At 37.6% G+C, this 13,026-nt stretch carries 12 protein-coding genes; 5 read left to right on the forward strand and 7 right to left on the reverse strand.

The features are described 5' to 3' along the window. Positions 1 to 8: 8 nt before the first annotated feature. The 7 genes from rodA to ACKWCD_RS15905 all read right to left on the reverse strand — a co-directional run bounded on the left by rodA (position 9) and on the right by ACKWCD_RS15905 (position 7,902). Positions 9 to 1,292, reverse strand: coding sequence for a rod shape-determining protein RodA (gene rodA / locus ACKWCD_RS15875; RefSeq protein ID WP_413984938.1), 1,284 nt, complete (start codon positions 1,290 to 1,292; stop codon positions 9 to 11). 6 nt (positions 1,293 to 1,298) lie between these two features. Beyond that, the gene (gene mrdA / locus ACKWCD_RS15880; protein ID WP_413984939.1) at positions 1,299 to 3,215 is read right to left on the reverse strand and encodes a penicillin-binding protein 2; all 1,917 of its coding nucleotides are present in this window, start codon (positions 3,213 to 3,215) and stop codon (positions 1,299 to 1,301) included. 96 nt (positions 3,216 to 3,311) lie between these two features. Further along, the gene (locus ACKWCD_RS15885; RefSeq protein ID WP_138657480.1) at positions 3,312 to 3,821 is read right to left on the reverse strand and encodes a rod shape-determining protein MreD; all 510 of its coding nucleotides are present in this window, start codon (positions 3,819 to 3,821) and stop codon (positions 3,312 to 3,314) included. Then, positions 3,814 to 4,632, reverse strand: a complete 819-nt coding sequence (mreC, locus tag ACKWCD_RS15890; protein WP_413984940.1) for a rod shape-determining protein MreC — start codon at positions 4,630 to 4,632, stop codon at positions 3,814 to 3,816. The genes ACKWCD_RS15885 and mreC overlap by 8 nt, the downstream gene beginning before the upstream one ends. An 87-nt stretch (positions 4,633 to 4,719) precedes the next feature. After that, a complete protein-coding gene (locus ACKWCD_RS15895) occupies positions 4,720 to 5,748 on the reverse strand; it encodes a rod shape-determining protein (protein WP_138657482.1) in 1,029 nt (342 codons plus the stop codon). A 65-nt stretch (positions 5,749 to 5,813) separates the two neighbouring features. Further along, positions 5,814 to 7,343 carry a bifunctional phosphoribosylaminoimidazolecarboxamide formyltransferase/IMP cyclohydrolase gene (purH, locus tag ACKWCD_RS15900; RefSeq protein WP_413984941.1) on the reverse strand — a complete coding sequence of 510 codons (1,530 nt, stop codon included), beginning with the start codon at positions 7,341 to 7,343 and terminating at the stop codon, positions 5,814 to 5,816. Positions 7,344 to 7,446: 103 nt separating this feature from the next. Next, a complete protein-coding gene (locus ACKWCD_RS15905) occupies positions 7,447 to 7,902 on the reverse strand; it encodes a GAF domain-containing protein (RefSeq protein WP_413984942.1) in 456 nt (151 codons plus the stop codon). 127 nt (positions 7,903 to 8,029) lie between these two features. Between ACKWCD_RS15905 and ACKWCD_RS15910 the strand changes: the two genes are divergently transcribed. From ACKWCD_RS15910 to ACKWCD_RS15930, 5 genes are all read left to right on the forward strand, one after another. Then, positions 8,030 to 8,446, forward strand: coding sequence for an HYC_CC_PP family protein (locus ACKWCD_RS15910; RefSeq protein ID WP_413984943.1), 417 nt, complete (start codon positions 8,030 to 8,032; stop codon positions 8,444 to 8,446). A 131-nt stretch (positions 8,447 to 8,577) separates the two neighbouring features. Then, positions 8,578 to 9,303 (forward strand): heavy metal translocating P-type ATPase, encoded by a 726-nt coding sequence (locus ACKWCD_RS15915; RefSeq protein ID WP_413984944.1) that lies wholly within the window; start codon positions 8,578 to 8,580, stop codon positions 9,301 to 9,303. 7 nt (positions 9,304 to 9,310) lie between these two features. Further along, on the forward strand, positions 9,311 to 11,581 hold the full coding sequence (locus ACKWCD_RS15920; RefSeq protein ID WP_413984945.1) for a TonB-dependent receptor plug domain-containing protein: 2,271 nt from the start codon (positions 9,311 to 9,313) through the stop codon (positions 11,579 to 11,581). Positions 11,582 to 11,631: 50 nt separating this feature from the next. Further along, the gene (locus ACKWCD_RS15925) at positions 11,632 to 11,988 is read left to right on the forward strand and encodes a heavy-metal-associated domain-containing protein (protein ID WP_413984946.1); all 357 of its coding nucleotides are present in this window, start codon (positions 11,632 to 11,634) and stop codon (positions 11,986 to 11,988) included. Between the two features lie 66 nt (positions 11,989 to 12,054). Next, positions 12,055 to 13,026 carry a hypothetical protein gene (locus tag ACKWCD_RS15930; protein ID WP_413984947.1) on the forward strand — a complete coding sequence of 324 codons (972 nt, stop codon included), beginning with the start codon at positions 12,055 to 12,057 and terminating at the stop codon, positions 13,024 to 13,026.

The following is a 13,026-nucleotide window of genomic DNA, read 5'->3' on the forward strand; positions in this document are numbered from 1 at the left end:
ACCTCTCCTTAAATTCCTTCCTTAAGACGGTTAGAATCTAACTTCAAGAATATAAATAACAGGATGGTAAAAAATAGGAGTCCTGAACCGCCATAACTAAAGAAGGGTAGAGGAATACCGATGGTGGGAAGTATTCCGATTACCATACCAATATTTATAAAATAGTGTATAAAAAGGATTGAGATCACCCCATAACCGTACATGCGACTAAACGGATTCTTTTGTCGTTCAGCTAGATAAACAAGTCGTAAAAGCATTAAAGTGAATAATAGAACTACTGTGGTGGTGCCTACAAACCCCCATTCTTCGCCCACGGTACTAAAAATGTAATCGGTTTCCTGTTCGGGTACAAAATCCCCTTTGGTTCGGGTGCCTTCCAAAAAACCCTTTCCAAAGAAACCTCCTGACTCAATAGCTTTTTCAGATTGGTAGGTATTGTACCCAATAGTTTTTCTAATTTTTTCCAACTTTACGGGATCTTTTTCTAATCGAAGCCACAAACTGAACCGGTCTCGGTGGCGTTGCTCAAATACATTATTGAAAACAAAATTTACAGAAAGAGAAAACAATACTGCAATTACAGCAATGGAAACCATTGGAAAAATGGGTACTTTAAATGTTTTCCTTTTTAGTAATAAAAAGAGAATGACAAATAAGGCTAGAAAGATAGTAACCCAGATAGTGCCAAACATTAGCGTGGTTATAAAAACCAAAACAGCTAGGACAGCGAAGCCCATATAGTAAAGCGGTAAACCCTCTCTGAAGATAACGAATACCATTGCAAAAAATACCAAGGCACTACCAGGATCTGGCTGCGGAACAATCAATATTACAGGAATCAATAGCACTAAAAACGAATACAATTGGTCTTTTCGCCGTCTGATGTCGGTTTGTATATCACTAAGGTATTTGGCTAGAGCTAGTGCTGTCGCAACTTTTGCCAACTCCGAAGGCTGTAAGTTGAAAAAACCGAGATCGTACCATGAGGTAGCGCCGGCAATGGTCTTTCCGAAAGGATAAAGACCTAGAAGCAAAACCATTGCTATTATGTATAGAACGCTTGAAAACCGTTCATAGAAACTAGCCTCAAGAGCCAGAACCAGAATAATTGTACCAAAGGTTACTCCAATAAAAAAAAGCTGTTTCCCGTGGAGAGTGCTAAAGTCAAAAATCGAAAGATTGTCATCGGTAAATGTACTGGAATAGATATTTACCCACCCTATCGTTAGAAGTGCTAGATAGATAAAAACGGTAAGCCAATCAATACGCTTAAGGACACTTTTGCCAGCCATGCGAGTTTATTTAGAAGGGGTTTCTTCCGTTTTTGGTTTTATGGCATGTAAACTTCTCCAATTATATTCATTGATTTTGAAAGGTTCACCACTATAAGGCTTAGCATATTCAGATTCTAAGGTTGTTGATAACATCACCCTTTCAAGATCTTTTCGGGTGATTTCTCTTTTGATATATTTTTCAATTAACAAGGATGCGATATGGCCGGCATATCGACCTCCGTAATATCCATTTTCAATGAATACTGCAATAGCAATCTTTGGATTATCGACCGGAGCAAATGCGACAAAAACAGAATGGTCTGTTAGTTGCGTCTTCACACTGTCGATAATGGTGAAATTTTCAACAGTTCCCGTTTTTCCGGCAATTTCGATATCAGGTATTTGTACGTATTCTGCGGTACCTTTTTTGTAGACATCCGCCATTCCTCTTATAACAGGGTCAAAGTGTTTTTTGTCAATAGTAGTATACTTTGGTTTGGTAAAGTCGGGAATACTAATATCTTTTCTGGCAACTTTTTTAATTACATGAGGTGTAAAGTAGTGACCGCGATTAGCTATAGCCGCAGTCATGTTGGCCAATTGAATTGGCGTCACGGAAACTTCACCCTGACCAATAGAGTTTGAAATAATATAAGATGATGACCAACGATTATCTCCGTACCATTTGTCATAATACTCTTTGGTAGGAATTCTACCTTTTCTACCAGTATGAAGGTCTGAACCTAAGTAATCCCCTAGACCAAAACTTTTGATATGTTTAGACCATACATCTTGGGCCTCATCGGTAGTGGTATATTTTTCATATATTTTTCGAAAGGTATTTGCAAAATATGCGTTGCAGGATTTATAAATGCCCACATTCATATTTCGCGTGCCACCACCGCAATGACAACCTCGAAGTGTTCTTCCTACATAGAAACCATTATAGCATTTGAAACTTGTACTCGGCACGATTACCCCTTCCTGTAATGCAACTAAAGCATTAAGAGTCTTGAATGGAGATCCTGGAGAAGCCTCAGCCAAAATCGATCGATCGAAAGTTGGCTTGGAAATAGTATCATAGTGAAGTTTGCTGTAGTTTTTAGAACGTTTTCTTCCTACTAGTAATGAGGGGTTATAGGTTGGGCCTGAAATCATGGTTAAGATCTCACCCGAACTAGGCTCTATTGCTACTATTCCTCCGCGTTTTCCATGCATCAAAAGTTCTCCATATTCTTGGAGTTCTTTGTCTATAGTAATATGAATTTCTTTTCCTTGAACAGGTTGTACGTCCAAAGCACCATCTTTGTATTTGCCAATATCCCTATTAAACCTATCTTTTTGAATATATTGTACCCCTTTACTACCTCTTAGCGTATCTTCATATACTTTTTCTATTCCAGTTCTACCTGTTAATTCTCCTTGGACATAGTTCGGGTCTTTAGCTAAATCACGTTCATTCACTTCACTGATATACCCTAGAACATTTGCCGCGGCGTTTGTATCGTAATAGCGTAAAGATCGTTTCTGGATATAAAAACCAGGATATCTGCGCATTTTTTCCTGTAATCTTGCGTAATCTTGTTTTGAAAGTTGGGGCACTAAAACCGAAGGAAGTCTTGGGGAATATATTCGTGCTCTTCTTAGTTCCTTTTTGAATTTTTCTTTTTCAATATCCAGCAATTGACAGAATTCAAGTGTATCAAGTGCTTTTACCTCTCTGGGTATAACCATGACATCATAAGCGGGGTCGTTTCCTACTAATAGCTTACCATACCGATCATAAATATAACCTCGCTCAGGATAATCATAAATCGCCTTAATAGCTGGGTCTTCCATTAATTGATCCGCAGAAAAACTAAATATCTGCAAATAGGAAAGTCTCCCTATAAAAGTGAGTCCTATGATGACAATAATCGATGAAAGTAGAAGTTTTTTCATCTGTTCGTTTTAGTCTTTTTTTTAAAGGTCAGATGTAATCCTAGATGATCAAAAACATCATTTCCACTTATGTTAATTTTTTTAATCATGTCGATTTCATTCTTTTCTTACGCTAAAAAGAGAACCAAATAATAAACAGAGTACTAAGGTTGCTGCACTAATTGAGACAACTTTTTTCAAAATTAACAGCAAATTAGAAAAACTGAAAATCTCTAGAGTAAAGAAAACCAAGTGGTGTACTACTATTAATAACGCTAAAAATGTGAATTGTTGTACCCTGGTTGCATTACCCAATTTGAAACTTTGAAACTCATAGTTCACACCAAAAACAAAACGCATAATTGCAGGTCTCAGATAAGCTATTGTTATAGTTGATGCAGCATTAATTGCCATGGTATCTGAAAAGAAATCAATGGAAAGACCTAACAAAAAACTAAGCCCTATAAAGGCAGCTCTATTTTGTTTTATCGGATACCAGTACAAGAATAAAATGTATACCATCGGATTGATAAACCCAAAAAAATTCAGCCTATTGAATACAAGAACCTGCACTAAAACAAGCAGTGCAAACCGAATAACATTTATGAAATAAGAATTGCTAATCATTACTTTCAGTTTCTTCTTGTAATTCTATAATTTCTGCTCTATCCGCATTACTTATGATATAGACATTCTTGATATTTGTCATATCATTGAAAAGTGAAACTTCAACGTTCCAAAAACTTTTTGATTCGTTTAAATCAAATTTTTTAATAGTGCCAATTGGAACATTTTCAGGAAAAATGCTACTCATACCACCAGTTACAATTGTATCGCCAATTACCAAGGGTACCAGACGTGGAATATCTACTAATTGTACTGTATTGTAGGTTCTAGCATCCCAAGTTAAGGAGCCGAAATTGTCAGTGTTTTTTAGTTTTGCATTGATATTCGAATTTTCGTTTAGAATGCTTTGTACAGTAGCATGTTTATTTGATACGTTTTCTATTATTCCTAGAATACCTTCCGTGGTAATAACGCCCATATCAGGTTTAACGCTATCCTTTCTTCCTTTGTTGATGGTTATATAATTACGTTGATTGGCGTAGCTGTTTTTTATGACTTGGCCTGAGGTAACGGCATAGGTCATTAGAACAGAATCCAACTTAACTGAAATAGAATCTTTTCTATTAAATAGTTGATGGCGAAGCCACTTATTTTCTTCAACTAACTTTTTGTTTTCCTTTTCTAAATCAAAATAGGATGTAACGCCATAGGAGGTTTCATAAATATTTCCTGCGACCCAGCTTGAAGAATTAAAAAAACTTGATTGATGATACGAGTGTGATTGAATCGTAAAACCCAAGGAGACGATCATCAAAAAGATATAAAGAATGAAATTCTTATATCGTAAGATAAAGTTGATAATCTGCTGCATGCATTTTTAATTTTATGCGATGTTATCTAAAAGATAAAATCTATAAAAACGTAGGTGATAGTCAATCAGGGTTTTGGTTTGAAACTCCTATTTGATTAAAATACTCTTGTAGCGTTCTAAGTTTTTAAGGGCGATACCGGTACCTCTAACTACCGCTCTTAAGGGATCCTCAGCGATATACACAGGTAAATCAGTTTTTTGCGACAATCTTCTGTCCAAGCCCCGCAACATTGAGCCTCCACCGGCTAAATAAATTCCGGTATTATAAATGTCAGCCGCTAATTCCGGTGGTGTTTGTGATAAAGTTTCCATAACTGCATCCTCTACACGTAAGATGGACTTATCCAATGCTTTGGCTATTTCACGATATGAAATCTGTACTTGCTTTGGTTTTCCTGTTAACAAATCACGCCCTTGTACTGATTTCTCATCTGGGGGTGTTTGTAAATCTTCAGTAGCTGAACCAATTTCGATTTTGATATTCTCAGCTGTACTTTCCCCAACATATAAATTATGTTGCGTACGCATGTAGTAAATGATATCATTGGTGAAAACATCACCCGCAATCTTAACAGATTTGTCGCAAACAATTCCTCCTAAAGCAATAACAGCGATTTCCGTGGTACCACCACCGATATCTACAATCATGTTTCCTTTTGGTTGCATGATATCCAATCCGATACCAATTGCCGCTGCCATTGGTTCATGAATCAAGTAAACTTCTTTACCGTTTACACGTTCAGCGGATTCCTTTACCGCTCGCATTTCTACTTCGGTGATTCCCGAAGGGATACAAATTACCATTCGTAAAGCTGGCGGGAACCATTTTTTCTTTAAAGCGGGAATATTCTTGATAAACATATTGATCATCTTTTCAGATGCATCAAAATCTGCGATTACACCATCTTTGAGAGGTCGAATCGTTTTTATGTTTTCATGAGTTTTACCTTGCATCATGTTGGCCTCTTTGCCAACTGCAATTATTTTACCAGAAATGCGGTCTCTGGCAACAATCGACGGACTGTCGACAACGACTTTGTCCATATGGATGATAAGGGTGTTCGCCGTTCCTAAATCGATGGCGATTTCCTCGGTCAAGAAATCAAAAAATCCCATTATTAATTCGTTTGGTTATGTTACATGTATGCGTGGGGTGCATTTCATCGACAAAAGTAGTAAAATTAATGCTTGAAATGACGTGTGCCTGTCATTACCATGGCAATACCATTTTCATTACAATAATCAATACTTAATTGGTCTTTTATCGATCCGCCCGGTTGTATAACGCATGAAATACCACTTTTATGCGCAATTTCTACACAATCTGGAAAAGGGAAGAAAGCATCACTTGCCATAACCGCTCCTTCGAGGTCGAAATTAAAAGACTTTGCCTTGTGAATCGCTTGATTTAAGGCATCTACACGAGATGTTTGTCCTGTGCCACTAGCACATAATTGCTTGTTTTTTGCCAGAACAATGGTGTTAGATTTGGTGTGCTTACATAGTTTGGAAGCAAAAATAAGATCTTCAATTTCTTCGGCAGAAGGTTCTTTGGCAGTTGCCTTATTTAGGTCCGCTACAGTATCGGTTTTATGATCTTTTTCTTGAAGTAGCATACCATTCAAACAAGTTCGAACAATCATTTCTGGCATTTCAACATCATTTTGTATCAAAATGATGCGATTTTTTTTGCCTTTCAGAATTTCTAAAGCGTCATCTGCATAGCTTGGTGCGATTACCACTTCGCAGAATAACTTGTGGATTTCTTCTGCAGTGGCTTTATCAATTTCTTTGTTGCTAATTAGTACTCCGCCAAAAGCTGAAACAGGGTCTCCGGCAAGTGCATCTAAATAGGCTTGGTGTAAGTTGTCTCTTTGCGCTAAGCCACATGCATTGTTGTGTTTTAAAATGGCGAAGGTGGGCGCATCATTCTTAAATTCTAGCATCAGATTTACAGCTGCGTCAACATCAAGGAGGTTATTGTAAGAAAGCTCTTTTCCATGGAGTTTTGAGAACATCGCATCGAAGTCGCCGAAGAAGAATCCTTTTTGATGAGGGTTTTCTCCGTAACGTAAAACCTTCCCATTTGTTTCGCTCACTTTTAAAGCAGCTAAATCATGGTTCTTGTTGAAATAGTTAAAAATCGCTGTATCATAATGTGAGGAAACATTGAACGATTTTGCAGCAAAACGTTTGCGGTCCTCAAGAGTCGTACTTCCATTTCCTTCGGAAATTAATTCTAAAACCTCACCATAATCCTCCATGGAAGAAACACAAAGTACATCCTTATAATTTTTTGCCGCTGCACGGATTAATGAAATTCCACCGATATCAATCTTTTCTATGATATCTTGCTCGGAGGCTCCACTAGCAACCGTTTTCTCAAAGGGATATAAGTCCACAATCACAATGTCCAATTGGGGAATTTCAAACTCCTCAAGCTGCGCGACATCACCTTCGTGATCTTGACGGTTCAAAATACCTCCAAAAACCTTTGGGTGCAACGTCTTTACGCGCCCACCTAAAATGGAAGGATAGCTTGTTACGTCTTCCACTGGTACCACACCTATACCTAAATCTTTTATAAATTTTTCGGTTCCACCTGTAGAGTAAATGGTGATTCCGAGATCGTCAAACTTTCGAACTATAGGTTCTAATCCGTCTTTGTGAAATACCGAAATTAAGGCTGAAGTGGCTTTTTTGCTGCTCATTTTTTACGTGCTAGTGGTTACGTTAATAAGCAAGCAAAAATAACTTTTTTGGAAGAAAAAAATCCGTCAGGTTATCAACAAAAAGACTAAAGTTTTGAACCGTTTAGGCTATAATTTCTGCTACTTTTCCATTTACGAATTCCAAAAACCGTTCATCGGCTTCTGTAAAGGGGTCAGGTGTATTAGAATCAATATCAATTTGGCCCACATTTTCACCATTCACAAATAGGGGAATTACAATTTCAGACTTAACCGTTAGACTGCATGCAATGTAATTGTCTTGAGCTTGAACATCGGGTACGACGAAGTTTTCATTAGAGACGGCAACCTGACCGCAAATGCCTTTTCCAAAGGGAATTATCGTATGGTCTGTAGGTTCTCCAACATAAGGTCCTAATTTTAGTTCTGGTTTATCTCCATTCTTAAAATAAAAACCTACCCAATCGTAATAGTCAATAGTTGCATTTAGAAGTTGACATACTTTTAGTAAACGTTCTTCAACGCTGTCTTCCTTTTGAGCTATAATTTTGCTTACTTCCGGTTTTAACTTTTCAAACATAAGTGCAATTAATTCACTTCAAAAGTCGAATTTTTTATAAAAAATTACAATACGATTCTACTTAAAAATTCGTTAAGATAGAAACGGTTTTTAAAAAGCCAAGTAACTATTTCGTAATTTTGCACTAATGCAGGAAGTATTACATAAAATAACGTCGATTACCATGGCACTTTTGCTTTTGCTTTCAACAGTTTCGTGGAAGGTTGAAAAGCACTATTGCATGGGGCGTTTGATGGATGTTGCCTTGTTCACAGATGTCGACACTTGTGGAATGGATATGTCTATGTCAGAGACTGAGGAGAATCTGGCTGAAACTGAAAATTCTTGCTGTGATGATGAGGTGGTCTTTGTGGAAGGTCAAGATGATTTGAAAATTTCTTTTAATGATTTAGATATTAAGCAACAATCTTTTCTGGTTGCTTTTACCATTACGTATTTACTTTCTTTACAAGATGTAAAGGAGCAACCCGTTCCACACGAACAATATCCTCCACCCATTCTCGTCAAGGACATTCAGTTGCTTGACGAAGTATTCTTAATTTGATTTATTGTCATTCCCGTGAAGTCGGGAATCTATGCGGTTTAAACCCCAAAAGATGCTATAAACATTGGTATTGAAGGAGTTAATCGAACAATTTCCCCCTAGAGGAAATGACAATAAATCAAATACAATTCATGAAACATACATATAAAATCACAGGAATGACTTGCAACGGTTGCGCGGCTTCAGTTGCAGATGAGCTTTCAAAAATTGACGGGGTACAAAAAATCGAAGTTAGTTTAGAAAGAGCGGAGGCTGAAATCACTATGTCTTCACATATTCCCTTGAATATGTTCCAATCTGCCTTACCAAAGAAGTATACTATTACTGAAGAAGGAAATTTTAGTCCGGAAATGACAATGAATTCATCAGAAGAGAAGACAAAGTTTCAACAATTGAAACCCTTGTTTTTAATTTTTCTTTATCTCTTTGGCGCGGGCTTTTTGTTAAACTATCAAGATTGGAATCTAGGTGAGTTTATGCTCGACTTTATGGGACTTTTCTATATCGTTTTTAGCTTTTTCAAGCTTCTCGATTTAAAAGGATTTCCTGAAAGTTTTCGCATGTACGACCCCTTGGCAAAAGTGTTTCTGGCCTACGGTTGGGCATATCCATTTATTGAATTGGCCTTAGGACTTCTTTTCTTAATGCGATTTCAAATTACTGCTGCCCTTATCATTACAATTGTGATTTTAGGAATAACAACCATTGGGGTTACGAGAACACTGCTCGATAAAAAGAGCATTCGTTGTGCTTGTTTAGGCACTGCCTTACAACTACCCATGACAGAAGCGACTTTTATAGAAAACTTCATCATGTTGGTGATGGCAATCTCCATGTTGGTTATTCAGTTTATATAGACAAAAAATGAAACTATACATATATATATTAATAGGCTTGTTGCCCATATTTTCGCTGTCGCAAGACAAGGTCGAAGGTATGGTTATGGAAGGCAATGCCGAGAATAAACACATCGGACTCCCCGGAGCTAATGTGTATTGGATGGACTCCCAAATCGGGACAATTACCAATGACGAGGGATTATTCAGTATTCCTTTTTCAAAGGAATATAATAAGTTGATAATTAGTTACGTCGGATTTCAATCGGACACTTTAACTATCAATGAACCAAAAATGGTACATCACACCTTAAAACCCTCAAACGAATTAGATGAGGTTGTGGTGGAAAAAAAGCGGGACCCTGTTCAAAAAGCATATTTCAGTGCGCAGAATGTGATTACCGTAAATAGTGCAGAACTCCTGAAGGCTGCTTGTTGTAATTTATCAGAGAGTTTTGAAACGAATCCTGCGATTGACGTCAATTTTTCTGATGCCCTTACGGGAACAAAGCAAATTCAAATGTTGGGACTTACGAGTCCGTATTTACTGATTACTCAGGAGAACATTCCCATGGTGCGAGGAGCGTCGCAGGCATTTGGATTGACATTTACCCCGGGTACTTGGGTGGAAAGTATTCAAATTACCAAAGGGGCGGGAAGCGTTGTGAATGGTTATGAGAGTATTTCTGGTCAAATCAATGCTGAATTGGTCAAACCTTTAACGGATAAAGCGCTGTTTGTGAATGGCTATTTCAATCGGAATGGGCGCATGGAATTAAATACCCATGTCAATCATAAACTTAACGATAAATGGAGCACAGGTATTTATATTCACGGAAATGCCAGAACCCAAGAAGTAGATAATAATGATGATGGGTTTCTAGACGTACCACTGGCTAATCAAATTAATGTCATGAATCGATGGCAATATCAAAATCCGGAAACGGGTTGGGTTAGTTTTTTAAATTTTAGGTTCTTAAATGATGAGAAACAAGTGGGGCAGGTTGATTTTAATCCCGAAGCGTCAGATGCTATAAGAGGCTTTGGTAACTCGAGTATGTTGAGTGGAGATGAAGCCTGGGGAAGTGAGATTGCGACACGCCGTTTTGATACTTCTTTGAAGTTGGGCTATGTTTTTCCTGAACTGCCTTTTCAGAGCTTTGGTTTTCAGGCATCCTATAGCAATCATGACCAAGAATCGTATTTCGGTTTGAATCGCTATGATATCAATCATGAGAGTGTGTATTCGAATTTGATTTTTAATTCCATCCTTGGAAATACACAAAGCAAATTCAAAACAGGAATCACATTTGCCCATGATGGTTATGAAGAATTGGTTAACACTACCGATTTTTCTAGGGATGACACTTCGATTGGAGCTTTTTTCGAGTACAGTTATGACAATCTAGAAAAGCTAAGTCTCACCGCTGGACTGCGCGTTGATAGCCATAATCGTTTAGGAAATTTTATCACTCCTCGTTTGCATGTGCGATATACTCCTTGGGAAAAGGGAAGTCTTAGAGGTTCCTTCGGAAGGGGTAGGAGAGCGGCTAATATTTTTGCTGAAAATCAACAATTGTTTGGTTCTGCAAGACAGATTCAAATTCTTGACTCAGAAGGAAGCATTTATGGTTTAGATGCTGAAGATGCTTGGAATTATGGTGTGAGTTTTCTACAAGGTTTTACCTTTCTAAATAGGCCTGGAAATGTAACCATCGACTTTTACAAAACGGATTTTAAGAATCAAGTAGTCGTAGATTGGGAAAATCCGAGAGCCATATCTTTTTATAATTTAGACGGGAAGAGTTCTGCAAGTAGTTTCCAATTAGAGGTCAATCATGAGATTTTACCGAAGCTTGAACTACGAACTGCATATAAGTTCTATGATGTAAATACGGATTACCGTTCTGGTAATTTACAGAAGCCTTTATTAGCTCAACATCGTTTCTTTGTCAATATCGGCTATGAAACGACGCTTACTGAGAAAGGTGGCCAATGGAAATTCGACTATACTTTACATACCTTGGGAAAACAGCGTTTGCCAAATACTGATGTTAACCCCGTTGAGTTTCGCTTAGGGGAATTTGCAGATGGTTATACTTTGATGAATGCACAGGTTACAAAGGTGTTTTCAGAGCATTTTGAAATTTATGTTGGTGGCGAAAATTTGACTAATTTTAGACAAGATAATCCAGTATTAAGTGCTGAAAACCCGTTTGGCGCAAATTTTGATACTAGTATTGTGTATGCGCCAATTATGGGACGAATGGTCTATGGCGGGTTTCGATATAAACTATAAACTATTGTCTGGTCGAGCGCAGTCGAGACCTAAAACTAAAACTAATTAAGATGAAAAATGTACTATTAATAATAGCAATGACTTTCTTGTCTGCAACCACATTTGCTCAAGAGAAAAACAAGAAAATGACCATGGAGGTTGATGGTGTATGCGGAATGTGTAAAGTCCGTATTGAGAAGGCAGCTTTAGGTGTTAAAGGTGTTAAATATGCCTTATGGGATATTCCTTCTCATCAATTGTCATTAATAATTGATGAGCGCAAGACTGACCCCATGAAAATAAAGACCGCCTTGGTTGCAGTAGGTCATGATACAAAGGAGTTAAAAGCAACTGAGGAAGCTTACAACAAGGTGATGCCTTGTTGTAAGTATCGCGATGATGAGGTGGTAAAAAGTCATGAGAACTAATTTAAATCCTCTTTTTGTAAGGAAAACCTAATTTACTTTACTAAATCCGTATCCTTTGAAAAAGAAATGATACGGATTTTTTTTATCTGTTTTTTACTGCTTAGCTGTCAGCAACTGTTCGCACAAACCTGCTGTTCGGGAGGTGTGCCTTTATCGAATAATTTAGGATTACCCAATGAAGGTAAGGGGGCTTTTACACTTGGCTTGAACTACGACTATAACAACCTGAATACTCTAAATGCAGGTTCTGATAAATTGGATGATGACTCCAGACTGCGTATCACCAATTCAATTTTACTCAACGCAGGTTATGCTTTTTCGGATAGGTTTTCTTTAGAAGCTCTTTTTACCTGGGTCAATCAAACCCGAACCATTTCACAATTCGGAAATGAAAATTTATCTGAGACCCAAGGAATAGGGGATGCTGTTTTTTTGGTAAAATATGCGATTCCAGATGTGTTGGGTGCACAGTCAGTTTTGAATTTAGGAATCGGAACAAAGGCACCTTTGGGAAAATCAGATTTAACAACAGATGAAGGGTTTCAATTAACTTCTGATTTACAACCAGGAAGCGGTGCTTGGGATATTTTAGGTTGGCTATCCTACTCCAGGAGATTGAATTTTAGACCATCGGCTACTCTTTCAGGAAGTCTTACCTATAGGGCTACTGGAGAGAATACATCGTATTTAAATAATACTTCAGTTTATGAATTTGGGAATGTTGTGCAAACCAATATTGGTTATACAGATCAGTTTTTGTTGTTTAACACCATATTTAATCCCGCATTGATTCTAAAGTATCGCAAGGCCACTTCAGATAAAGTAGAGCGATCTAATTTGCCCAATACCGGTGGTGAATGGGTTTTCTTGCGTCCCGAGCTGGCAGTGAAAATCACACCTAGTATATCTTTTAGCTCAAGATTAGAAATTCCTATCTACAGTTATGTTGACGGTACGCAATTGACACCGACGCTTCGGTTTACATCTGGAATTGTCGTAATCCTGAAAAAAAGTAAAGTATTGAACACCATAAATTAA

Origin of the sequence: Maribacter taeanensis, assembly GCF_047345145.1 — a bacterium.
In the GTDB taxonomy this organism is placed as follows: domain Bacteria; phylum Bacteroidota; class Bacteroidia; order Flavobacteriales; family Flavobacteriaceae; genus Maribacter_C.

What these genes read in the sequence shown, in the direction of transcription:
- rodA (WP_413984938.1), bottom strand. Translation starts at nt 1,292, where the DNA reads ATGGCTGGCAAAAGTGTCCTTAAGCGTATTGATTGGCTTACCGTTTTT.
- mrdA (WP_413984939.1), bottom strand. Translation starts at nt 3,215, where the DNA reads ATGAAAAAACTTCTACTTTCATCGATTATTGTCATCATAGGACTCACT.
- ACKWCD_RS15885 (WP_138657480.1), bottom strand. Translation starts at nt 3,821, where the DNA reads ATGATTAGCAATTCTTATTTCATAAATGTTATTCGGTTTGCACTGCTT.
- mreC (WP_413984940.1), bottom strand. Translation starts at nt 4,632, where the DNA reads ATGCAGCAGATTATCAACTTTATCTTACGATATAAGAATTTCATTCTT.
- ACKWCD_RS15895 (WP_138657482.1), bottom strand. Translation starts at nt 5,748, where the DNA reads ATGGGATTTTTTGATTTCTTGACCGAGGAAATCGCCATCGATTTAGGA.
- purH (WP_413984941.1), bottom strand. Translation starts at nt 7,343, where the DNA reads ATGAGCAGCAAAAAAGCCACTTCAGCCTTAATTTCGGTATTTCACAAA.
- ACKWCD_RS15905 (WP_413984942.1), bottom strand. Translation starts at nt 7,902, where the DNA reads ATGTTTGAAAAGTTAAAACCGGAAGTAAGCAAAATTATAGCTCAAAAG.
- ACKWCD_RS15910 (WP_413984943.1), top strand. Translation starts at nt 8,030, where the DNA reads ATGCAGGAAGTATTACATAAAATAACGTCGATTACCATGGCACTTTTG.
- ACKWCD_RS15915 (WP_413984944.1), top strand. Translation starts at nt 8,578, where the DNA reads ATGAAACATACATATAAAATCACAGGAATGACTTGCAACGGTTGCGCG.
- ACKWCD_RS15920 (WP_413984945.1), top strand. Translation starts at nt 9,311, where the DNA reads ATGAAACTATACATATATATATTAATAGGCTTGTTGCCCATATTTTCG.
- ACKWCD_RS15925 (WP_413984946.1), top strand. Translation starts at nt 11,632, where the DNA reads ATGAAAAATGTACTATTAATAATAGCAATGACTTTCTTGTCTGCAACC.
- ACKWCD_RS15930 (WP_413984947.1), top strand. Translation starts at nt 12,055, where the DNA reads ATGATACGGATTTTTTTTATCTGTTTTTTACTGCTTAGCTGTCAGCAA.